Source organism: Kitasatospora sp. NPDC098663 (genome assembly GCF_044760075.1).
Classification (GTDB): Bacteria; Actinomycetota; Actinomycetes; order Streptomycetales; family Streptomycetaceae; genus Kitasatospora.
Map to the genome: position 1 here is coordinate 138,256 of NZ_JBIWAP010000023.1, position 21,962 is coordinate 160,217.

Genomic DNA, 21,962 nt, shown 5'->3' on the forward strand with positions numbered 1-21,962 from the left:
CATACCGGAGGAACCGGACGTATCAGGATCTGTCCGAAGCCGTTCGCCGCTCTGTTCTTCCCAGTATGGTGGTCCCGCAGAACGCCGTACCCGACCGCCGCCCGCCCAGGCCCGGCGACCACGAACCGCGGTCGCGCCGCACGGCCCGCCCGCGAACCCGGAGCAGAGCAGCATTGAGCAGCCGCGAATCTGACAACGCCCACCCGACGCCCCGGCGTACGGGTCCGGACGCCTACCCGTCGGGCACCCCGCCCTACGGCACACCGGGGCTCCCGGGCGGCGACCGGGCCGGTGCCGCCCAGGGCGCCGCGTCGGGCGGCGAGGACGACGGCCCGAAGACCGAGACCACCCTGACGACCCGGGTCCGGATCAACATCCCCGGGTCGCGTCCGATCCCGCCGGTCGTGGTCCGCAGCACCGTCAAGAACGAGGACGGCCCGGGCGAGGAGGCCCCGGCGGCCTCCCCCGAGCCGGGCGGCCCGCGGCACCGGTCCGCGCCCTCCTCCCCCGTCCTCGGGGTGATGGAGGGCGGCGCCCGCACGGCCACCCCGCCGGAGCTGCCGCCGGAGTGGCAGGTCCCGCCGATCCCGCCGGCGACGTCCGAGGCCGAGTCCACCGGCGCCTGGTTCAGGCCCCGGCAGAAGAAGGCCGAGCCGGCGCCGACCGCCGTACCGGCCGGCGCCCCGAGCGCGCCGGAGGCCCCGGCCGCGCCCGCCGCCGCCGAGCCCCGGCCGACGGCCGCCCCGGCCCCCGGCGCCCACCCGAACGGTGCCCGCCCCGCCCAGGGCGCGGCCGGTCCGAACGGCCGACCGGTGCCCGCCCAGGCCCAGGCCCCGAACCCGGCCTCGAACCCGAACGGTGCGCCGTTCCCCGCCGGCCCCGGTGCGCAGACCCCGGCGGAGGAGCCCGGCGTGTACGAGGCCGCCTCCCCCTTCGCGCCGCCCACCGCCGACCCGTTCGCCCCGATGGCGCCCACCGCCGGAGCCCGCGGCCGGCGCGACGACCGCCCGCAGCAGGACGCCCAGCGGAACGGCGGCCGGCGCAACGGCCGGCAGTCCGACGGACGGCCGCAGCAGGGCCCGCACCCGGGTGCCCGCCCGCAGGGCCCGGCGGCCGGTGCGACGGATCCGGAGGACACCTCGGTCGACGGCTTCGAGCCGATCCGCGAGGGCACCCTGCCGCCCGCCGCCATACCGGGCCTGCCGCAGAACGGCGCCGCGCACAACGGCGAAGCCCGCCCGCAGCCCGGCCTGTTCGCCTCGGCCCCGGCCGGTGCCGACCCGTTCGCCGCCCAGCGCCCCGCCGCGCCGGGCCAGGACGCCTTCACCCACCCGGCCCCCGGCGGGCTCTTCCCCGGCGCCCCCGGTACCGCCCCCGGGCACCCGCAGCAGCCCGGACCGGACCCGGAGGCCACCGAGCTCACCCCGCTGCCGACGCCCGCCCCCGGCCCCCGGCCCGCACCGCAGCCGGCCAGGACCGAGTCCGCGCCCGCGCCCGCCAAGGGCAAGGGCAAGGGCAAGGGCAAGGCCAAGCCGAAGGCCAGCGCCGGCAAGAAGCTGGTCAAGCTGGGCGTGTACGGCGTCGGCTTCGTGCTGTTCCTCGGCGCCGCCGCGTACGGCACCGGCCTGATGCTCAACCAGTCCGACATCCCCAAGGGCACCGTGGTGCTCGGCACCGACATCGGCGGCAACAGCCGTGACCAGGCGATCCACCAGCTGGACGAGACCGTCGGCAAGACCGGCCAGCAGCCGCTCAAGCTGAAGGTCGGCGACCAGGCGCTGAACCTCGACCCGACCGTCGCCGGGCTGAGCTTCGACACCACGGGCACCGTGGACGGCCTCGCCCAGCACAGCTACAGCCCGGTCGACGTCATCAAGTCGCTGAAGGGCGGCACCAAGGCGGTCGCACCGGACGTCAAGGTGGACCGGGCCAAGCTCAAGGCAGCCCTGGACACCCTGGCCTCCGGCTCGGGCCAGGGCCTCCAGGAGGGCTACGTCAAGTTCGCCGACAACGGCGACCCGCTCGTGGTGCCCGGCCGGGCCGGCCAGGCCATCGACTCGGCGAGCGCCCTCGACGTGGTCGAGCAGGCCTACCGCGACCGCGCCGCCGGAAAGCCCGAGCAGCCGATCGCGCTCGCCGTCACGGCCGCCCAGCCCAAGGTCTCCCCGCAGGCCCTGCAGGCCGCCGCGGACAGCCTCGGCAAGTCCGCGCTCAACGGCAACGTGTACGTCGTGGCCGGCGCCAAGAAGTGGATCTTCGGCAAGCAGGTCGCCGCCAAGACGCTCACCCTCGTCCCGGACGCCTCCGGCAAGATCGTGCCCAAGTGGGACCTCGACGCGCTGAACGGCCAGCTGGGCAGCGTGTTCGACAAGGTGAAGGTCAAGAAGAACGGCCAGACCGCCGCGATCACCCCGCAGGACGTCGCGGACGCCGTCACCTCGCTGCTCGACAAGACCGGCGAGAAGGACCGCACCTTCAAGTTCACCGTCGCCTGAGCAACGACCGCACCGATCGGGGGCGGGCCGGCATCCGGCCCGCCCCTCGACAACTCCCCCTCCCGGTCAGCAAGATGTGACGCCACACCTTCCGCCACAGCCACCTCGGGGAGCACGCCGATGAGCCGCCGCCTCCAGTACCGGACGGCCCTGCTCGCCGGTCTCACCGCCCTGTCGCTCTCGCTGACGCTCTGTTCGTGCGCCTCCGGCCAAGGCGGCGCCGCCGCGGACGGGCCGTCCGCCACCGGGGCCCCCAAGCTCACCTCGATCGACGTCAACCCGCGCGAGCGCTCCCAGCTGCGCCAGGGCGGCACCCTGCACCTGGCGATCGCCCAGTTCTCCCGCCAGTGGTCGCCGATCCAGACCGACGGCAGCGAGTCCTCGACGATCAGCGTCAGCAAGCCGCTGCTGCCGACCTTCTTCCGCTCCGACGCGGCCGGCACCCAGACCGTCAACCCGGCCTACCTGCAGGACGCCCACGCGGAGCTGCGGGACGGCCGGCAGGTCGTCGTCTGGACGCTCAACCCGAAGGCCCACTGGTCCGACGGCACCCCGATCACCTGGCGCGACCTCGAAGCCAACTGGCGCGCCCTGAACGGGAAGGACCCGGCCTACCGGCCCGCCAGCAACACCGGCTTCGAACAGGTCTCCTCGGTCGAGCGGGGCAAGGACGACTTCCAGGCGGTGATGACCTTCGACCGGCCGTTCTCCGAGTGGCAGTCGATGTTCAACGGCGCCGCCAACGCCCCGCTGCTGCCCGCGAGCCGGCTCGCCACCCCGGAGCTGTTCAACTCCGCCTACCTGGACGCGATCCCGGTCACCGCCGGCCCGTTCAAGGTCGAACGGCTGGACCGCGCCGCCCAGACCATCACCCTGGTCGCCGACCCCGCCTGGTGGGGCGACAAGCCGCTGCTGGACCGGATCGTCTTCCACGCCATGCTGCCCAACGCCATGGCCCCCGCCTTCGCCAGGGGCGAGATCGACCTCTTCAACAACGGCCCGGACGTCGCCGGCTACCAGATCATCAAGAGCACCAAGGGCGCGGCCGTCCGCCGGGCCGGCGGGCCCGACTTCCGCCAGCTCACCCTCAACGCCCGCACCCCGGCGCTCAGCGACGCGACCGTCCGCCAGGCCGTCTTCCAGGCCATCAACCGGGACGCCGTCATCCGCTCCGACCTGAACGGCCTGGACTGGCCCGCCGCCCCGCTCAACAACCACCTGCTGGTCGCCAACCAGAACGCCTACCGGGACAACTCCCTCGGGCTCAGCCGCTACGACCCCGCCGAGGCCGCCCGCAAGCTGGACGCGGCCGGCTGGCGGCTCGACGGCGACGTCCGCAAGCGCAACGGCCGCGAGCTGAACCTGCGGATGGTCATCCCGGCCGGCGTCACCCAGGCGCAGAGCGAGGCCGACAGCGCCACCAGGACGCTCAAGGACATCGGCGTCAAGGTCACCACGGTCACCGCCGCCGCCAACGAGTTCTTCGACAAGTACGTCAACCGCGGCGACTTCGACATCACCGCCTACTCGCTGCTCGGCACGCCCTTCCCGGCCAGCGGCAACCGCGCCGACTTCGTCCAGAACGGCGGCACCAACCACGTCGGCGCGGGCAGCCCGGCCGTGGACGCCGCCCTCGACCGGGCCGCCGCCGCACCCGACGCGGCCACCGCCTCCGAGGCGATCAACCAGGCCGACGGCGAGCTGTGGAAGGTGGCCGGCGTGCTGCCGCTCTACCAGCGCCCGCAGCTGTACGGCGCCCGCGCCGACCTCGCCAACATCGGCGCCCAGGGGCTGTCCGACATCGTCTGGGAGAACGTCGGCTTCGAGCGGTAGGCGACGGCTGCGCCCCGACGCCCTCAGCCGTGCAGGGTCTCCCGCCAGAAGTGGCAGGCGCTGCGACGGCCGGGCAGCTCGGCCCCCTCGGCGTCCACCATCGGCACCAGCGGCGGGAGTTCGGTCAGGCAGCGGTCCTGCACCCGGTCGCAGCGCGGGTTGAAGGCGCAGCCCTGCGGGATCTTCAGGAGGCTGGGCGGCAGGCCCCTGATGGCGTGGAGGTTCTGCCCCTTCTGGTCCAACCGGGGGATCGAGTCCAGCAGGCCCCGGGTGTACGGGTGGGCGGGGCGCGCGTACAGGTCGCGCACCGGGGCCGTCTCGACGATCCGGCCCGCGTACATCACCGCGATCGTGTCCGCGACGTCGGCGACCACGCCGAGGTCGTGGGTGATCAGGATCAGCCCCATGTGGAACTCGTGCTGCAACTCGGCCAGCAGGTCCATCACCTGGGCCTGGACGGTGACGTCCAGCGCGGTGGTGGGCTCGTCCGCGATGATCAGGTCCGGCTCCATGGAGAGCGCCATGGCGATCATGATGCGCTGGCGCATGCCGCCGGAGAACTGGTGCGGGTAGTCGCCGACGCGCTGCCTGGCCGCCGGGATGCGCACCCGGTCCATCAGCTCGATGGCCCGCTCCCTGGCCTCCTTGCGGCTGGCGCCGCGGTGCACCTGGAACATCTCGCCGAGCTGGTAGCCCACGCTGAGCACCGGGTTGAGCGAGGACAGGGCGTCCTGGAAGATCATCGCGATCTTCTGGCCCCGGACGAACCGCCGGGCCCTGGAGCCCATGGCCAGCAGGTCCTCGCCGCGGTAGAGGATCCGCCCGCCGGTGATCCGCCCGGGCGGCGTGTCCAGGATGCCCATGATCGCCTGCGCGGTCACCGACTTGCCCGAACCGGACTCGCCCAGCACCGCCAGCGTCTCCCCGGCCGACACCGAGTAGCTCACCCCGTTGACGGCCCTGGCCACGCCGTCCCGGGTACGGAACTCGACGTGCAGGTCGTCGACCTCCAGCAGCGGGGTTCCGGGCACCAGGTTCTCCCGACCGCCGCCGATCACCTCCACCATGTCCATCCGAGCAGCCCTCCCCCAGCACAGCCACGAGCACCTGTACGCGCAGAGCAACTATCAACGACCCGACCCCACTTGCGGAATCGCGCGGCACGTCTCTTTTCCATCACGAGAAAGGGCGCACCCCCGGTGCGGGGGCGCGCCCTGGGTCCCGCGAGCCGCTAGCCGGGCTCGGTGCCGCCCTGCCCGACCTCGCGCTCCGCAGTACTCCGTCCGACCTCGCGCTCCGCAGCACTCCGTCCGACCTCGCGCTCCGCAGCGAAGTGACACGCCGACTCGTGCCGAGCCGCCCCGCTCAGCCAGGACGGCGAGGCGAGCAGCGGGATCTCGGCCGCGCAGCGGTCCTCCGCCTTCCAGCAGCGGGTGCGGAAGCGGCAGCCGGACGGCGGGTTGGCCGGCGAGGGCACGTCCCCGGTGAGCACGATCCGGTCCCGCGACTCCCGGGCCGTCGGGTCCGGCACGGGGACGGCGGAGAGCAGCGCCTGGGTGTACGGGTGGGTGGCGTGGTCGTAGATCTCGGCGTCGCTGCCGATCTCGACCATCTTGCCGAGGTACATCACGCCGACGCGGTCGGAGATGTGCCGGACGATGGAGAGGTCGTGCGCGATGAACATGTACGAGAGGTTGAACTCCCCCTGCAGCTTGTCCAGCAGGTTGATCACCTGCGCCTGCACCGACACGTCCAGCGCGGAGACCGGCTCGTCGCAGATGATGATCTCCGGCCTGAGCGCCAATCCCCTTGCGATGCCGATGCGTTGGCGCTGCCCGCCGGAGAACTGGTGCGGATAGCGGTTGATGTACTCGGGGTTGAGCCCGACCACGTCCAGAAGGTCCTGGACGGCCTTGCGGCGGTCCCCCTTGGGCGCCACCTCGGGGTGGATCTCGAAGGGCTCCCCGATGATGTCGCCGACCGTCATGCGCGGGTTCAGCGAGGTGTACGGGTCCTGGAACACCATCTGGATGTTGCGGCGGACGGCCTTCAGCGCCGACCCGGACAGCCTGGAGATCTCCTCGCCCTTGTAGCGGACCGATCCCCCGGTGGCCGGCTCCAGGTTCATCAGCACCTTGGCCAGCGTGGACTTCCCGCAGCCGGACTCGCCGACGACGCCCAGCGTCTCGCCCTGCCTCAGGTCGAAGGAGACCCCGTCGACGGCCTTCACGGCGCCGACCTGCTTCCTGAACAGCACGCCCCTGGTCAGCGGGAAGTGCTTGACCAGGTCCCGGACTTCGAGGATCGGCTCGCCGCGCGGCACCTCCTGGGCGAAGGCGACCTCCTCCGGCACCGCGGCGCCCAGTGCGCTGGACCCGTTACCGGCCATGGAGGGTCTCCTTCCAGAAGAAGCAGGCGCTGCCCCGCCCGGCCAGCGGGGCGCCGTCGTCCTCGGCGACCGGGTACAGCTCCGGCACCTCGGCCCGGCAGCGGTCCTGCGCCCGCGGGCAGCGCGGGTTGAAGGCGCAGCCCTGGGGGATCCGCAGCAGGTTGGGCGGCAGGCCCTTGATGGCGTAGAGCTCCTGGCCCTTCTGGTCCAGCCGCGGGATGGAGTCCAGCAGGCCGCGGGTGTACGGGTGGGCGGGGCGCGCGTACAGGTCGTGCACCGGGGCGGTCTCGACGATCCGGCCGGCGTACATCACGGCGATCTTGTCGGCGACGTCGGCGACCACGCCGAGGTCGTGGGTGATCAGGATCAGGCCCATGTTGTACTCGGCCTGGAGCTCCGCGAGCAGGTCCATCACCTGCGCCTGGACGGTGACGTCCAGTGCGGTGGTGGGCTCGTCCGCGATGATCAGGTCCGGTTCCAGGGCCAGCGCCATGGCGATCATGATGCGCTGGCGCATGCCGCCGGAGAACTGGTGCGGGTAGTCGTTCACCCGCTGCTTGGCCGCCGGGATCCGCACCCGGTCCATCAGTTCGACGGCCCTGTCCTTGGCCTCCTTGCGGGACGCCCCCCGGTGGGCGCGGAACATCTCGCCGAGCTGGAAGCCCACGCTGAGCACCGGATTGAGCGAGGACAGCGCGTCCTGGAAGATCATCGCGATCTTCTGGCCGCGGATCCTGCGCCGCTCCTCGTTGCCCATCTTCAGCATGTCCCGGCCGCGGAAGCGGATCTCCCCGCGCGGGATCCGGGCCGGCGGCATGTCCAGGATGCCCATGATCGCCTGCGCGGTCACCGACTTGCCCGAACCGGACTCGCCGAGCACCGCGAGCGTCTCCCCCGCCCGGACGCTGTAGTCGACCCCGTTGACCGCCTTGGCCACGCCGTCCCGGGTGACGAACTCGACGTGCAGGTCGCGGACGTCGAGCAGCGGCCCCTCGTACGAGGCGGCCCGCTCGGACCTGCCGGCGTCCACAGCTGTACTCACGTTGCGCTCCCCTCGCTCAGCGAAGCTTCGGGTCGAGGGCGTCGCGCACCGCGTCGCCCAGCATGATGAAGGCCAGCACGGTGACGGAGAGCGCCACGGCCGGGAAGAACAGCACGTACGGCGCCGTCCGGATCACCTTCTGGGCGGAGGAGATGTCGATGCCCCAGGAGATGGTCGGGTCCTGCAGTCCGATGCCGAGGAAGCTCAGCGTCGCCTCGGTGGCGATGTAGCCGCCGAGCGCGATGGTGGCGACGACGATCACGGGGGCGATCGCGTTCGGCAGGATGTGCCGGAACATCAGCCGCCCCGTCCCGGCGCCGAGCGCCCGGCCGGCCACCACGTAGTCGGACTGTTTGACGGTCAGCACGGCGCCGCGCATGACGCGGGCGATCTGGGTCCAACCGAGGAAGGCCAGCGCGATGACCACGCTCCACACCGTGCGGGTGGTGAAGGCGTTCAGCAGCACCAGGGCGCCGAGCAGCAGCGGAAGGCCGAAGAAGATGTCGGTGATCCGGGAGATCACCGCGTCGACGGCGCCGCCGAAGTAGCCGGCGACCATGCCGGCCAGCCCGCCGAGCACGGTGACCGACAGGGTCACGCAGATTCCGACGGTGATCGAGGCGCGGGCGCCGTACACCACCCGGGCGTAGATCGACCGGCCCTGCCCGTCGTAGCCGAACCAGCCGGCGCCGAAGAAGTCCGTCCAGTTCGGCCGCCTGAGGTAGTCGTGGATCAGGTCGGCCTTGCGCGGGTCGGCGTCGGTGAACGCCCAGGGGAAGATCGCCATGACGACCAGCAGCAGGATCAGCACGGCGGAGATCAGGAAGATCGGCCGCCGGCGCAGGTCCCGCCAGGCGTCGCCCCAGAGGCTGCGGGCCTCCTCCCGCTTGGCCGGGTCGGGCTCGACCAGGGTCTCCTGCTCGACCGCCATTCCCTGCTCCCCGGCGTAGTCGAGGCGCGAGACCCCGGGCTTGGGGCGCGGCTCGTACGAGTTCTCGTCGTGGACGTCAGGCATAGCGGATCCTCGGGTCCAGGACCGCGTAGAGCAGGTCGACGAGCAGGCTGGCGACCAGGTAGACGATCACCAGGACGGTCACGATGCCGACCACGGTGGGGCCTTCCTTCTGGTTGATCGCCCGGTACAGGACGTTGCCGACGCCCTGCACGTTGAAGATGCCCTCGGTGACGATGGCCCCGCCCATCAGGGCGCCGAGGTCGGTGCCGAGGAAGGTGACCACCGGGATCAGCGAGTTGCGCAGCAGGTGGCGGGAGATGACGGTCCGCCGGGGCAGCCCCTTGGCGACCGCCGTGCGGATGTAGTCGGCCCGCAGGTTCTCGCCGATGGACGTCCGGGTGAGCCGGGCGACGTACGCGAGCGAGAGCGAGCCCAGCACGATCGCGGGCAGGATCAGCTGGGAGAGGTCGGTGGAGTCCTGCACCGTCGGGGTGACCCAGCCGAGGTTGGTGGCGAAGATCGTCTGCGCGATGTAGGCCAGCACGAAGACCGGGATCGAGATCACCACCAGGGTGAGGATCAGCACCAGGGTGTCCTGGATGCTGCCGCGCCGGAGGCCGGAGGCCATGCCCAGGGCGAGGCCGAGGACCACTTCGAAGACGAAGGCCATCAGCGCGAGCCGGATGGTGACCGGGAAGGCGGTCGCCATGATCTCGGAGACGGGGCGGCCGGTGAAGCTCGTCCCGAAGTCCCCCTGGAAGAGGTTCCCCATGTAGTGCAGGTACTGCTTCCAGACCGGCTGGTCCAGGAAGTACTTGTGCTTGATGCTGGCCACGATGGCCGGGTCGGCGGCCTTCTCGCCGAACAGCGCCGACACCGGGTCGCCCGGCAGCGTGTAGACCATCAGGAAGATCAGCAGCGTGGTGCCGAAGAACACCGGGATCATCTGCAGCACCCGCCGCAACACGTAACTGCCCATCCGAGCCTCCTTCCTAGACGTGCCCTGGGTGCACGGCCGGCCGGGGACGGTCGGCCGGGAGGGCCGGGCCCCGCCCTCCGTGCGGGAAGGGCGGGGCCGGCGCGAGGGGTCGGGGGATCAGCCCTTGACCTCGACCTGGGTCCAGGCCGGGTTGCCGAAGGAGTCGAACTTCACGTTCTGCACCTTGGTCGAGTAACCCGAGTTGGTGCGGTAGTACCAGAGCGGGATCGCCGGCATCCCGCTCGGCAGCACCGCCTCGGCCTGCTGGTAGCCGGTCACCGTGTCGGCGACGCTGGCGGCCTCGTCGGCCTTGGTGGCCGCCTGGTCGAACTGCGGGTTGCTGTAGCCGAAGTCGTTGGACGCGGCGCCGGTGCGGTACACGTCGGACAGGAAGTTGGCGTTCAGCGGGTAGTCCTGCACCCAGCCGGTGCGGAAGGCGCCGTTGAGCTGGTGGGAGGTGATCGCGGCGCGGGCGGTCTTGAAGTCGGGCTTCGGGTCGCCGAGGCACTCGACGCCGGTGCTCTGCCGGATCGAGTTGCAGACCGCGTCGACCCACTCCTTGTGGCCGCCGTCGGAGTTGTAGGTGATCAGCAGCTTGTTGCCGGGGACTCCGCCGCCGTCGCTGATCAGCTGCTTGGCCTTGGCGGGGTCGAACTTGCAGAAGTCGCCGCAGGCGCCGTCCTTGTAGCCCTCGACGCCCTCGGCCACCCAGGCGGTGGCCGGCTTGCGGGAGTTCTGCAGCACCGTCTTGGTGATGGTGTCGCGGTCGATCGCCATCGACAGGCCCTGGCGCACCTTGGCCTTGTCGGGCGCGGCCCAGTCGGCTTGGTAGAGGGTGAAGCCGATGTTCTGGATGGCACCCTGCGGGGCGTCGATCGCCCGGTCGCCGAGGTCGCTCTTGTACGTCGCCAGCGCGGACGGCGGCACCTGGTCCATCACGTCCAGGTTGCTGGACTGCAGGTCGGCGTAGGCGGCCTCGGACGTGGTGTACATCTTGAAGACGATGCCGCCGTTCTTCGGCTTGTCGACGCCCTGGTAGTCCGGGAAGGCCTTGGTGACGACCTCGGTGTTGTGGTTCCAGCTGACGAACTGGTAGGGGCCGTTGCCCACCGGCTTCTGCCCGTACCCGGTCGGGTCGTTGAAGAAGGCGTCCGGCAGCGGGGAGAAGGCGATGTAGCCGAGCTTGTACTCGAAGTACGAGACCTTGTTGCTGAGCTTGACGGTGAAGTGCAGGTCGTCGACCACGGTCAGGCCGGACATCTTGGTCGCGGTCGGCTGGCCGCCGGCGGGGTGGACGTCCTGGTAGCCCTCGATGTCGGAGAACCAGGAGCTGTTGATCTGGTTGTTGCTGGTGGTCGCGCTCCAGTTCCAGGAGTCCACGAAGTTCTTGGCGTGCACCGGCGTGCCGTCGTGGAACTTCCAGCCGTCCTTCAGCGTGACGTCGAAGGTCTGGGAGTCACTGGTGTCGATCTTGTCGGCGACCTGCATCCGGATCTTGGCGGTGGCGGGGTCGTAGTCGACCAGCCCCTTGAAGAGGTTCTGGATGATGCGACCACCGCCGACCTCGTTCGCGTTGGCGGGCTGCAGCGGGTTCTGCGGCTCACTGCTCTGGTAGCTGAAGCTCTTGCTGCTGTCCGGCGAGCTGTTGCTGCTTGCGCCGCCGCCGCTGCACCCGGTGGCCACCAGGGCCACGGATGTCGCAGCGGCGAGGACCCAGCGAGCACGGGCGGCTACGGGCATGGTGGTCCCTCCTCGTGGTGTGTGTCGCATCACACCCCATGAGAAGCGCGCCCGGCTGACGGCGCGAGTCAGGTGCACCCGGACGGGTGCACCGACCGCCCCGTGAGTTGACGGAACGACGGAAGGGCCCGCGGCACGAAGCCACGGGCCCTTCCGGGGATGCCACGGGGAGTCAGGCGGCGGCCGGCTCCCGGACCTCGGCGAAGTGACAGGCCGACTCGTGCGCGGCCGGACCCTTCAGCACCGAGGGCACCGCGAGCAGCGGGATCTCCTCGGCGCAGCGGTCCTCCGCCTTCCAGCAGCGGGTGCGGAAGCGGCAGCCGGACGGCGGGTTGGCCGGCGAGGGGATGTCACCGGTCAGGATGATCCGGTCGCGGTTCTCGCGCGCCGTCGGGTCCGGCACCGGCACCGCGGAGAGCAGCGCCTGGGTGTACGGGTGGGTGGCGTTGTCGTAGATCTGCTCGTCGGTGCCGATCTCGACCATCTTGCCGAGGTACATCACGCCGACGCGGTCGGAGATGTGCCGGACGATGGAGAGGTCGTGCGCGATGAACATGTACGACAGGCCGAAGTCGCCCTGCAGCTTCTCCAGCAGGTTGATCACCTGCGCCTGGACGGACACGTCCAGGGCGGAGACCGGCTCGTCGCAGATCATGATCTCGGGCTTGAGCGCGAGACCGCGGGCGATGCCGATGCGCTGGCGCTGACCGCCGGAGAACTGGTGCGGGTACCGGTTGATGTACTCCGGGTTCAGACCCACGACGTCCAGCAGGTCCTGGACGGCCTTGCGGCGGTCGCCCTTCGGCGCCACCTCGGGGTGGATCTCGAACGGCTCCCCGATGATGTCGCCGACCGTCATGCGCGGGTTCAGCGAGGTGTACGGGTCCTGGAACACCATCTGGATGTTGCGGCGGACGGCCTTGAGGGCCTGGCCGGACAGCTTGGAGATGTCCTCGCCCTTGAACAGCACCTGGCCGGAGGTGGCCCGCTCCAGGTTCATCAGCACCTTGGCCAGCGTGGACTTGCCACAGCCGGACTCGCCGACGATGCCGAGCGTCTCGCCCTTCGCCAGCTCGAAGGAGATGCCGTCGACCGCCTTGACCGCGCCGACCTGCTTCTTGAAGAGGATGCCCTGGCTCAGCGGGTAGTGCTTGACCAGGTCCTTGACCTCCAGGATGGGCTCAGCCATGGAGGGTCTCCTTCCAGAGGTGGCACGCGCTGCGGCGGCCGGTGAGCTCCTTGCCGTCCTTGTCGGTCACCTGGTGCAGCGCCGGGATCTCCGTGCGGCACAGGTCGGTGGCGACGTCACAGCGGGGGTTGAACGCGCAGCCGGCCGGGACCTTCAGCAGGTTCGGGGGCAGGCCCTGGATCGCGTAGAGCTCCTGACCCTTCTGGTCCAGGCGCGGGATCGAGCGGAGCAGGCCCTTGGTGTACGGGTGCGCCGGGTTGGCGTACAGGTCGTGCACCGGGGCGGTCTCGACGATCCGGCCGGCGTACATCACGGCGATCTTGTCCGCGACGTCGGCGACGACGCCGAGGTCGTGGGTGATCAGGATCAGGCCCATGTTGTACTCGGCCTGGAGCTCCGCGAGCAGGTCCATCACCTGGGCCTGGACGGTGACGTCCAGGGCGGTGGTGGGCTCGTCCGCGATGATCAGGTCGGGCTGCATCGAGAGCGCCATGGCGATCATGATGCGCTGGCGCATGCCGCCGGAGAACTGGTGCGGGTAGTCGCCGACGCGCTGCCTGGCGGCCGGGATGCGCACCCGGTCCATCAGCTCGATGGCCTTCTCCTTGGCGTCCTTCTTGGAGGCGCCCTGGTGCACCCGGAACATCTCGCCGAGCTGGTAGCCCACGCTGAGCACGGGGTTGAGCGAGGACAGCGCGTCCTGGAAGATCATCGCGATCTTCTGGCCGCGGATCCTGCGCCGCTCCTCGTTGCCCATCGTGAGCATGTCCTGGCCGCGGTACAGGATCTCGCCCTGCGTCACCTTGCCGGGCGGCATGTCCAGGATGCCCATGATGGTCTGGGCGGTCACGGACTTGCCGGAGCCGGACTCTCCGAGCACGGCGAGCGTCTCGCCGGCCGCGACGGAGTAGTTGACGCCGTTCACGGCCTTCGCGATGCCGTCCCGGGTGTGGAACTCCACGTGGAGGTTCTTGACCTCCAGCAGCGGGGTGCCAACTTCGAGTCGGTCGCTCTTCTGGTTGTTGTTCTCGATCACGGTGGTCATCGGGTCGTCACCTCTTCTCTCAGCGGAGCTTCGGGTCGAGGGCGTCGCGCACCGCGTCGCCGAGCATGATGAAGGCCAGAACCGTGAGGCTCAGCATTCCGGCGGGGAAGAACAGGGCGAACGGGGCGGTCCGGATCACCTTCTGGGCGGTGTTGATGTCGATGCCCCAGGAGATGGTCGGGTCCTGCAGACCGATGCCGAGGAAGCTCAGCGTCGCCTCGGTGGCGATGTAGCCGCCGAGCGCGATGGTGGCGACGACGATCACCGGGGCGACCGCGTTCGGCAGGATGTGCTTCCACAGGATCCGACTGGTGCCGGCGCCGAGCGCCTTGGCGGCCGTCACGAAGTCGGCCTGCTTGACCGTGATGACCGAACCGCGCATGACACGGGTCATCTGGGTCCAGCCCAGGGAGACCAGCGCGAAGACCACGCTCCAGATGGTGCGCGAGGTGAAGGCGTTGAGGATGACCAGGGCGCCGAGCAGCAGCGGGATGCCGAAGAAGATGTCGGTGACCCGGGAGATGATCGTGTCGACCCAGCCACCGAAGTAGCCGGCCAGCATGCCGGTGATGCCACCGAGGATGGTCACACCCGCCGTGACGCAGATGCCGACGACGACCGAGGCGCGGGCGCCGTAGATCACCCGGGCGTAGATACTGCGGCCCTGGAGGTCGTAGCCGAACCAGTCCGCCTGGAAGAAGTGGCTGTAGTTCGGCTTGGTCAGGTAGTGCAGACGCAGGTCGCCAGCGCGCGGGTCCGCCGAGGTGAACAGCCCGGGGGCGATCGCGATGACGATCAGCAGCAGGATCAGCAGCGCGGAGATCACGAAGATCGGCTTGCGGCGCAGGTCGTGCCAGGCGTCGGAGCCGAGGCTGCGGGCCTTCTCGGGCTTGGCCGCCGGGGTGTCGGCGCCACGCTGGGCCGGGATCTCCTCGGCCGTCTTCTTCTCGGTCAGGTCAGGCATAACGGATCCTCGGGTCCAGGACCGCGTAAAGCAGGTCGACGATCAGGCCGGCGGCCAGGTATACGAGCACCAGGAAGGCCACGAAGCCGGCGACCGTCGGGCCCTCCTTGTGGTTGATCGCCGCGTAGAGCGCGTTGCCGATGCCCTTGACGTTGAAGATGCCCTCGGTCACGATCGCGCCACCCATCAGGGCGCCCAGGTCGGTGCCGAGGAAGGTGACCACCGGGATCATCGAGTTGCGGAGCAGGTGGGTGCCGATCACCTTGCGCCGGGGCAGGCCCTTGGCCACCGCGGTGCGGACGTAGTCGGCCTTGATGTTCTCGGCTATGGAGGTACGGGTGAGACGCGCCACGTACGCCAGCGACAGCGAGCCGAGCACGAACGCCGGCAACACCAGCTGGGTGATGTCGTTGCTGTCCTGGACGGTCGGCGTGACCCACTTCAGGTTCTGCCCGAAGATCGTCTGGAAGATGAAGCCCAGCACCGGAACCGGGATCGAGATCAGCAGCAGGGTCAGGACCAGGGTGCTCTTGTCGAACGCCTTGCCGCGGCGCAGACCGGCGAAGAGGCCGATGGTGACGCCGAGCACGATCTCGATGGCGAACGCGAACAGCGCCAGCCGGGTGGTGACCGGCAGCGCATCGGTGATCACGTCGAGCACCGGCCGCTGGTCCAGGGTGGTTCCGAAGTCACCGGTGAGCAGCTTCCCCATGTAGTCGAGGTACTGCTGGACCAGCGGCTTGTCGAAGCCCATCTGGTGCCTCAGAGCGGCGAGCTGGGCCGGGTCCGGCGCCTTGTCGCCCCACATCGCGGCCACCGGGTCACCCGGCAGCGCGTGCACCATGAAAAAGATGAGCGCGGTCGTTCCGAGGAAGACCGGGATCATCTGGAGCAGTCGCCTTGCGACAAAGCGCCCCATCGTGCCTCCATGTATGACTCTGCCGGGCCCGTCATCCCGGCCAGAGATAAGTCGGCGTGCCAACGGCCGGTGCCAGTCCTCGCCCTTGTGGGGATGGGACGGGCACCGGCCGTTGTCACCGGGTCAGGCGGTGCCGACCGATTACTTCTTCTTGACCTCGACGTCGGTGTAGACCGGGTTGCCGAAGGAGTCGAACTTCACGTTCTGGACGTTGTTGGACCAGCCGGAGCTGGTCTTGTAGTACCAGAGCGGGATGGCCGGCATGTCCTTGGCCAGGACGGCCTCGGCCTGCTGGTAGAGCTCGGTGGTCTTCTCCACCGTGGTGGCCGCGTCGGCCTCCTTCGAGAGCTTGTCGAACTCCGGGCTGGAGTAGCCGGCGTCGTTCGCCGCCGCACCGGTGCCGTAGACGTCGCGCAGGAAGTTGGCGTTCAGCGGGTAGTCCTGCACCCAGCCGGTACGCATCATGCTCGACACCTGACGCTTGGTCACCAGGTCGCGCGAGGTCTTGAAGTCCGGCTTCGGGTCACCGAGGCACTCGACGCCGGTGGCCTGGCGGATCGAGTTGCAGACCGCGTCGACCCACTCCTTGTGACCGCCATCGGAGTTGTACAGGATGGTGATCTTGTTACCGGGGACACCGTTGCCCTCGGCGATCAGCTGCTTGGCCTTCGCCGGGTCGTACTTGCAGGCGTCGCCGCAGCTGCCGGCCTTGAAGCCCATGACGCCGGGCGCCACGAACGCGTCGGCGGGCTGACGCGTGCCGTTCAGCACGGTCTTGGTGATGGTGTCACGGTCGATGGCCATCGACAGGCCCTGGCGGACCTTGGCCTTCTCCGGAGCGCTCCAGTCGGCGTTGTACAGCGCGAAGGAGATGTTCTGGATGGCGCCCTGCGGCTGGTCGACCGCGCGCTTGCCCAGGTCGTCCTTGTACTTGGGCAGGTCGGTCGAGTCGACCTGGTCCAGGACGTCGAGGGTGTCCGACATCAGGTCCTTGTACGCGGCCTCACCGGCGGTGTAGTTCCGGAAGACGATGCCGCCGTTCTTGGCCTTGTTCGTGCCCGCGTACTTGTCGAAGGCGGCCAGGGTGATGGCCTTGTTGTGCTCCCACGACACGAACTTGTACGGGCCGTTGCCGACCGGCTTCTGGCCGTAGCCCGCCGGGTCGGAGAAGAACCCGGTCGGCAGCGGGTAGAAGGCCGAGTAGCCGAGCTTGTACGTGAAGTACGAGACCGGGCTGGTCAGCTCGATGGTGAAGTGCGTGTCGTCGACGACCTTCAGACCGGACATGGTGTCGGCGGTCGGGTCACCCTTCTCGGGGTGAACGGCCTCGTAGCCGACGATGTCGGAGAACCAGTCCGAGTTGATCTGGTTGTTCTTGGTGTTCGCCGACCAGTTCCAGGAGTCCACGAAGGACTTGGCCGTCACCGGGGTGCCGTCGTGGAAGGTCCAACCGGACTTCAGCGTGACGGTGTAGTTCTTGGCGTCAGTGGTATCGATCTTGTCGGCCACCTGGTTACGCAGGGCGCCGGTGGCGGGGTCGTAGTCGACGAGGCCCTGGAAGAGCTGCTTGACGATGCGGCCGCCCTGGTTCTCCATGGCGTTGGCCGGCTGCAGCGGACGCTGCGGCTCGCCGCTCTGGTAGCTGAACACGCCCTGGGCGTTGACCGCAGCGCCATCGGAGCTGCTCCCACCGGTGGAACCGCCACTGCTACAAGCAGTCGCGGCGAGGGCGACCGCAACAGCTGCGACAACCCACTTGGCCTGGCTCCCACCACGCATCGGTGTGCCTCCTGAATTCGACGTTGCAACGAGGAGGGCACTGCGGACGGGTGTTACCTGGCCCGCTGTGCCGTCCGCGCTCGTGGTTTCGGCGCGCACCCCTGCGCGTCACCCTTGACCCGAGCCTGACTGCACCCACTATCCGTCACGCACGGACACGAAAGTGACCAGTGACGATCTCAATTAGGTCACATGAACAGTCGGTAAGTTTCGAAAACCGGACATAAGAGACATAGCCAGACAGGCACCAAACGGACAGTCGTCATGAATGACGAACTGTCACGTTCGCTCAGCGGACACCTGGGAGTGATGAGCGCTATTCCGTTAATACGCTCGTCGACAACTTGGAGTAGTTGAAAAAGTTCGCCCCCCTCTCCATCGGAAAGGGGGGCGAAGCATTCCGGCCAAAGGCCGGTCAAGCCGTCCGGATCACGCCTTCTTGGCGCGCGAGGCGGTGCGGCCGCGGTCCTTCGCGTCGAGGACGACCTTACGGATGCGAACCGTCTCCGGGGTCACCTCGATGCACTCGTCCTCGCGGCAGAACTCCAGCGACTGCTCCAGCGAGAGCTTGCGCGGCGGGACGATCGACTCGGCCACGTCTGCGTTCGAGGAACGCATGTTGGTGAGCTTCTTCTCCTTGGTGATGTTGACGTCCATGTCGTCGGCGCGCGAGTTCTCGCCGACGATCATGCCCTCGTACACCTCGGTGCCCGGCTCGCAGAAGAGCACGCCGCGCTCCTGGAGGTTGGTCATCGCGAAGGCGGTGACCACGCCGGACCGGTCGGCGACCAGCGAACCGTTGTTGCGGGTCGTCAGGGTGCCGAACCACGGCTCGTGGCCCTCGTGGATCGAGTGCGCGATGCCGGTGCCGCGGGTGCTGGTGAGGAACTCGGTCCGGAAGCCGATCAGACCGCGGGACGGGACGACGAACTCCATCCGGACCCAGCCCGAGCCGTGGTTGGACATGTTGTCCATCCGGCCCTTGCGGACGCCCATGAGCTGCGTGACCGCGCCCATGTGCTCCTCCGGCACGTCCACCGTGAGGCGCTCGACCGGCTCGTGGGTCTTGCCGTTGACCTCCTTGGTGACGACCTGCGGCTTGCCGACGGTCAGCTCGAAGCCCTCGCGGCGCATGGTCTCGATCAGGATGGCCAGCGCCAGCTCACCGCGGCCCTGCACCTCCCAGGCGTCCGGGCGCTCGGTCTCCAGCACGCGCAGCGAGACGTTACCGATCAGCTCGCGGTCCAGGCGGTCCTTCACCTGGCGGGCGGTGACCTTGCGGTCCACCTTGCCGCTGGACTTCGCGTCCGCGCCCTTGCCGCTGCCGCCACGGCCGACCAGCGGCGAGGTGTTGGTGCCGATGGTCATCGAGATGGCCGGCTCGTCCACCGTGATCAGCGGCAGCGCGATCGGGTTCTCCGGGTCGGCAAGGGTCTCGCCGATCATGATCTCGGAGATGCCGGCGACGGCGCAGATGTCACCCGGGCCCGCCACCTCGGCCGGCTTGCGGGTGAGCGCCTCGGTCATCAGCAGCTCGGAGATGCGGACGCTGGAGATGGTGCCGTCGCGCTTGATCCAGGCCACGGTCTGGCCCTTGCGCAGCTCGCCCTGCTCGACGCGCAGCAGCGCGATGCGGCCGAGGAAGTTGTCGGCGTCGAGGTTGGTGACGTGGGCCTGGAGCGGCGCGTCGGCCTCGTACGTCGGGGCCGGGACGTGCTCCAGCAGGGTGGAGAAGAACGGCTCCAGGCTGGTGCTGTCGGCCGGGACGGTGCCGTTCTCCGGCTTGGTCAGCGAGGCGACGCCGTCACGGGCACAGGCGTAGACGATCGGGAACTCGATCTGGTCCTCGTCCGCGTCCAGGTCCAGGAACAGGTCGTAGGTCTCGTTGATGACCTCGTCGATCCGGGAGTCCGGGCGGTCCGTCTTGTTGATGCAGAGGATGACGGGCAGCCGGGCGGTGAGCGCCTTGCGGAGCACGAAGCGCGTCTGCGGCAGCGGACCCTCGGAGGCGTCGACCAGCAGGACGACCGCGTCCACCATCGACAGACCGCGCTCGACCTCGCCACCGAAGTCGGCGTGGCCCGGGGTGTCGATGATGTTGATGGTGATGGGCGCGCCACCATCCTTCGGGTGGTACTTGACGGCGGTGTTCTTCGCGAGAATGGTGATGCCCTTCTCGCGCTCCAGGTCGTTGGAGTCCATCATCCGGTCGTCCAGGTGCTGGTGGGCGGCGAAGGCGCCGGCCTGCTTCAGCATGGCGTCGACCAGAGTGGTCTTGCCGTGGTCGACGTGGGCGACGATAGCGACGTTGCGGATGTCGTTGCGCGTGGGCATGCCTAGCGGATTCTCCTGGAATCGTGGGTTACGGCGCCCGGCCGCGAGACGCCGACCAGCGATCCCTCTGGATCGCCGCCGCCCGTTCCGCCTGCTACTACCGGTCCACCCGCCGTGGCAACGGACATGCCTCGGCTTCCTCCTATCGTACGGGGAAGCGCCCAGGTGAGCAGAAACGGGCAGGTCGGGCGGGATCAAGATCACAGCCAGGCCACCCGTTCGTCACCCGGTGTTCGCTTCCCGACCGGTTCCGGCGGGCCCGGGGAACGGGCTCACACGCTCCAGCCCACGTCCTGGAAGCGCGGCCAGCCGTACCCCCAGACCCCGGCGCCCGCGACGCCCGCCCGGACGCCGACCAGCTCGGGCCGCTGGTAGAGCGGCACCGAGTGGCCGAGCTGCCAGATCCGCACGTCCGCCTCCTGGAGCAGGCCGAGCCGGGCGGCCGGGTCGAGCTCGGCGGTGGCGCGGTCGAAGAGCCGGTCGATCTCCTCGGTTCCGCTGCGGGCGTAGTTGCTGCCGGCGTCGAGGGTGCCGTCGGCGTCGGGCCGGGGCTTGGCGTAGACGGGCCGCTGCTCGCTCGCCGGGCTGGTGCCGGCGGGCCAGGAGAACAGGGCGAGGTCGTACTCCCCGGCGGCCAGCTGCTCCTGGACGAAGGCGTCGGCGGACGCGGTCACGGCCTTCACCTCGACCCCGGACTCGCCGAGGTCGGCGGTGAGCGCGTCGGCGGTGCGCTTGGCGGTCGCGGAACCGGCCGGGACGAGCAGGGTGAGGGTGAGCTCCTTGTCGTCCTTGGTGCGGGTGCCGCCGGTGTCGGGCCGCTTCCAGCCCGCCTCGTCGAACAGCCGGGCGGCGTCGGCCGGGCCGGCGGCCGCACTGTTGTCGCGGTAGCCGTCCTGGTCGCCGGCGAGCAGGTGGCTGCCCAGCGGGGCGCCGGGCAGGCCGAGCGGGGTGAGCGCGGCGTCGGCGATCCGCCGCCGGTCGACGGCGCGGGTCAGGGCGAGCCGCAGGGCCGGGTCGGCGAGCGGGCCGTGGGCGGAGTTGAGGGTGAGCTGGGTGAGCGAGGCGCCGACGGCCCGGTGCACGATGACGCCGTGCAGTCCCTCGGCCCGCCGCAGGGCCAACGCCGCGGCCTCGGGCGCGGCGGGCGGGGGCGCCGCCTCGGCGGTCGGCGTATCCGAGGTGCCCGGGGAGGAGGTCGGCGTGGCGGAGGCGGCCGGAGCGGGCGCGGGCACCGCCTGGTCCACCGCCGCGGTGAGCGGGGCGATGTCCAGCCGGTTCTGGTCGAGCGCGTCCATCCGGCCCTCCGGCGGCGCGGCGATGAACTCGATCCGGTCGGTCTTCGGCTGGTCCCCCCACCACCGCGGGTTGCGGGCGAGGACGACCTGCCCGCCCGCGGCGTCGTACCCGGAGACGGTGTACGGCCCGGCGCTCAGGTGCTCTCCGCCGGTCAGCGGCCGGTTGAACGCGGCCGGGGTGGCCGTCTCGGCCGCCGGGTAGAGCGGGCCGAACAGCGAGCGCCATTCGGCGTACGGGCGCCGGAAGGTCACCCGGACTTCGTGCGGGTCGGCGCCCTGGGCGATCGCGTCGATGGCGTCGTACCCGGCCGGGTGGCCGCCCTGGTAGGCCGGGTCGAGGCCGGAGAGGGCGGCCCGCTGGGCGGTCAGGTCGGCGGCCGTGATCGGGGTGCCGTCGCTCCAGACCGCGCGCGGGTTGAGCCGGTAGGTGACGACCTGCGGCTGCTGTCCGGGCGGGGTGGACTCGGCGCCGGCCAGGTAGTCCGGGTCGGGGACGAGCCGGCCGTGCCCGTCGGGCCGGAACAGCGAGGGGTAGAGGGCGTGCGCGAGCAGCGCCGAGTCGGCGGTCGCGTCGCCCTGGTAGACGTTGAGCGTGGCCGGGACGCCGTCCACGGCCCAGCGCAGCCTGCCGCCGCCCCGCACCGCGGTGCGGTCGGCGACCCGGACGTCCCCGGTGCCGGAGGTGCGGTCGGCCGAGGCCGGCGCGGGGTCGGGGGTACGGGCCGGATCCGGGCCGTCGGAGCAACCGCCGAGGCCGGCGGCGAGCAGCAGCGCGACGGCTGCGGAGGTGAGCTGGCGGACGCGCATGGCGGCCATGGAACGCCGTCCGGGCGCCCGGGCCCGGGCCGACACGGCGGACCGCCCGCCGACTGCACCCGGACGGCCGAACCGCGACCGTCCTGGGCCGGGCCTAGGAGATCGCTGAAGATCTTTCAGGTTCTGGCCCCACGTGCTTTCGCGTGGGGCCAGACTGTTGCGGGTGCAGGGAGACTGGGCTGGCGAGC

Annotated in this window: 15 protein-coding genes; 2 read left to right on the forward strand and 13 right to left on the reverse strand. The window is 70.2% G+C overall.

What is annotated here, in order from left to right; genetic code table 11:
- Window positions 1–173: 173 nt before the first annotated feature.
- The gene (locus ACIQVZ_RS24735; protein WP_402452834.1) at window positions 174–2,495 is read left to right on the forward strand and encodes a hypothetical protein; all 2,322 of its coding nucleotides are present in this window, start codon (window positions 174–176) and stop codon (window positions 2,493–2,495) included.
- 120 nt (window positions 2,496–2,615) lie between these two features.
- The gene (locus tag ACIQVZ_RS24740; protein ID WP_402452836.1) at window positions 2,616–4,328 is read left to right on the forward strand and encodes an ABC transporter family substrate-binding protein; all 1,713 of its coding nucleotides are present in this window, start codon (window positions 2,616–2,618) and stop codon (window positions 4,326–4,328) included.
- 23 nt (window positions 4,329–4,351) lie between these two features.
- Here the strand turns inward: ACIQVZ_RS24740 and ACIQVZ_RS24745 are convergent, their stop codons facing one another.
- The 13 genes from ACIQVZ_RS24745 to ACIQVZ_RS24805 form a co-directional block, all read right to left on the reverse strand.
- The gene (locus ACIQVZ_RS24745; protein WP_402452838.1) at window positions 4,352–5,401 is read right to left on the reverse strand and encodes an ABC transporter ATP-binding protein; all 1,050 of its coding nucleotides are present in this window, start codon (window positions 5,399–5,401) and stop codon (window positions 4,352–4,354) included.
- 158 nt (window positions 5,402–5,559) lie between these two features.
- Window positions 5,560–6,717 (reverse strand): ABC transporter ATP-binding protein, encoded by a 1,158-nt coding sequence (locus tag ACIQVZ_RS24750; protein ID WP_402452840.1) that lies wholly within the window; start codon window positions 6,715–6,717, stop codon window positions 5,560–5,562.
- A complete protein-coding gene (locus ACIQVZ_RS24755) occupies window positions 6,707–7,759 on the reverse strand; it encodes an ABC transporter ATP-binding protein (protein WP_402452842.1) in 1,053 nt (350 codons plus the stop codon). Before ACIQVZ_RS24755 ends, ACIQVZ_RS24750 begins: the two co-directional genes overlap by 11 nt.
- Before the next feature lie 16 nt (window positions 7,760–7,775).
- On the reverse strand, window positions 7,776–8,690 hold the full coding sequence (locus tag ACIQVZ_RS24760; RefSeq protein ID WP_350880038.1) for an ABC transporter permease: 915 nt from the start codon (window positions 8,688–8,690) through the stop codon (window positions 7,776–7,778).
- A 76-nt stretch (window positions 8,691–8,766) separates the two neighbouring features.
- Window positions 8,767–9,693 carry an ABC transporter permease gene (locus ACIQVZ_RS24765; RefSeq protein WP_063347955.1) on the reverse strand — a complete coding sequence of 309 codons (927 nt, stop codon included), beginning with the start codon at window positions 9,691–9,693 and terminating at the stop codon, window positions 8,767–8,769.
- Window positions 9,694–9,810: 117 nt separating this feature from the next.
- The gene (locus tag ACIQVZ_RS24770) at window positions 9,811–11,433 is read right to left on the reverse strand and encodes an ABC transporter substrate-binding protein (protein WP_402452844.1); all 1,623 of its coding nucleotides are present in this window, start codon (window positions 11,431–11,433) and stop codon (window positions 9,811–9,813) included.
- A 172-nt stretch (window positions 11,434–11,605) separates the two neighbouring features.
- A complete protein-coding gene (locus ACIQVZ_RS24775; RefSeq protein WP_402452846.1) occupies window positions 11,606–12,622 on the reverse strand; it encodes an ABC transporter ATP-binding protein in 1,017 nt (338 codons plus the stop codon).
- Complete coding sequence (locus ACIQVZ_RS24780; protein ID WP_402452848.1) at window positions 12,615–13,667, reverse strand: ABC transporter ATP-binding protein; 1,053 nt, start codon at window positions 13,665–13,667, stop codon at window positions 12,615–12,617. Before ACIQVZ_RS24780 ends, ACIQVZ_RS24775 begins: the two co-directional genes overlap by 8 nt.
- A gap of 19 nt (window positions 13,668–13,686) precedes the next feature.
- Window positions 13,687–14,631, reverse strand: a complete 945-nt coding sequence (locus tag ACIQVZ_RS24785; RefSeq protein WP_363621417.1) for an ABC transporter permease — start codon at window positions 14,629–14,631, stop codon at window positions 13,687–13,689.
- A complete protein-coding gene (locus ACIQVZ_RS24790; RefSeq protein WP_402452850.1) occupies window positions 14,624–15,550 on the reverse strand; it encodes an ABC transporter permease in 927 nt (308 codons plus the stop codon). The genes ACIQVZ_RS24785 and ACIQVZ_RS24790 overlap by 8 nt, the downstream gene beginning before the upstream one ends.
- Before the next feature lie 141 nt (window positions 15,551–15,691).
- Window positions 15,692–17,329 carry an ABC transporter substrate-binding protein gene (locus ACIQVZ_RS24795; RefSeq protein ID WP_402452852.1) on the reverse strand — a complete coding sequence of 546 codons (1,638 nt, stop codon included), beginning with the start codon at window positions 17,327–17,329 and terminating at the stop codon, window positions 15,692–15,694.
- Between the two features lie 429 nt (window positions 17,330–17,758).
- Entirely contained in the window at window positions 17,759–19,663 is a 1,905-nt protein-coding gene (gene typA, locus ACIQVZ_RS24800) for a translational GTPase TypA (protein ID WP_350879930.1), read from the reverse strand.
- Window positions 19,664–19,935: 272 nt separating this feature from the next.
- The gene (locus ACIQVZ_RS24805) at window positions 19,936–21,765 is read right to left on the reverse strand and encodes an ABC transporter family substrate-binding protein (RefSeq protein ID WP_402452855.1); all 1,830 of its coding nucleotides are present in this window, start codon (window positions 21,763–21,765) and stop codon (window positions 19,936–19,938) included.
- Between the last annotated feature and the right edge of the window lie 197 nt (window positions 21,766–21,962).

Excerpts from the sequence above, each read along its gene's own strand:
- ACIQVZ_RS24760 (WP_350880038.1), bottom strand. The coding sequence starts at position 8,690 with ATGGCGGTCGAGCAGGAGACCCTGGTCGAGCCCGACCCGGCCAAGCGG.
- ACIQVZ_RS24805 (WP_402452855.1), bottom strand. The coding sequence starts at position 21,765 with ATGCGCGTCCGCCAGCTCACCTCCGCAGCCGTCGCGCTGCTGCTCGCC.
- ACIQVZ_RS24795 (WP_402452852.1), bottom strand. The coding sequence starts at position 17,329 with ATGCGTGGTGGGAGCCAGGCCAAGTGGGTTGTCGCAGCTGTTGCGGTC.
- ACIQVZ_RS24790 (WP_402452850.1), bottom strand. The coding sequence starts at position 15,550 with ATGGGGCGCTTTGTCGCAAGGCGACTGCTCCAGATGATCCCGGTCTTC.
- ACIQVZ_RS24745 (WP_402452838.1), bottom strand. The coding sequence starts at position 5,401 with ATGGACATGGTGGAGGTGATCGGCGGCGGTCGGGAGAACCTGGTGCCC.
- ACIQVZ_RS24775 (WP_402452846.1), bottom strand. The coding sequence starts at position 12,622 with ATGGCTGAGCCCATCCTGGAGGTCAAGGACCTGGTCAAGCACTACCCG.
- ACIQVZ_RS24780 (WP_402452848.1), bottom strand. The coding sequence starts at position 13,667 with ATGACCACCGTGATCGAGAACAACAACCAGAAGAGCGACCGACTCGAA.
- ACIQVZ_RS24765 (WP_063347955.1), bottom strand. The coding sequence starts at position 9,693 with ATGGGCAGTTACGTGTTGCGGCGGGTGCTGCAGATGATCCCGGTGTTC.
- ACIQVZ_RS24750 (WP_402452840.1), bottom strand. The coding sequence starts at position 6,717 with ATGGCCGGTAACGGGTCCAGCGCACTGGGCGCCGCGGTGCCGGAGGAG.
- ACIQVZ_RS24770 (WP_402452844.1), bottom strand. The coding sequence starts at position 11,433 with ATGCCCGTAGCCGCCCGTGCTCGCTGGGTCCTCGCCGCTGCGACATCC.
- typA (WP_350879930.1), bottom strand. The coding sequence starts at position 19,663 with ATGCCCACGCGCAACGACATCCGCAACGTCGCTATCGTCGCCCACGTC.
- ACIQVZ_RS24740 (WP_402452836.1), top strand. The coding sequence starts at position 2,616 with ATGAGCCGCCGCCTCCAGTACCGGACGGCCCTGCTCGCCGGTCTCACC.
- ACIQVZ_RS24785 (WP_363621417.1), bottom strand. The coding sequence starts at position 14,631 with ATGCCTGACCTGACCGAGAAGAAGACGGCCGAGGAGATCCCGGCCCAG.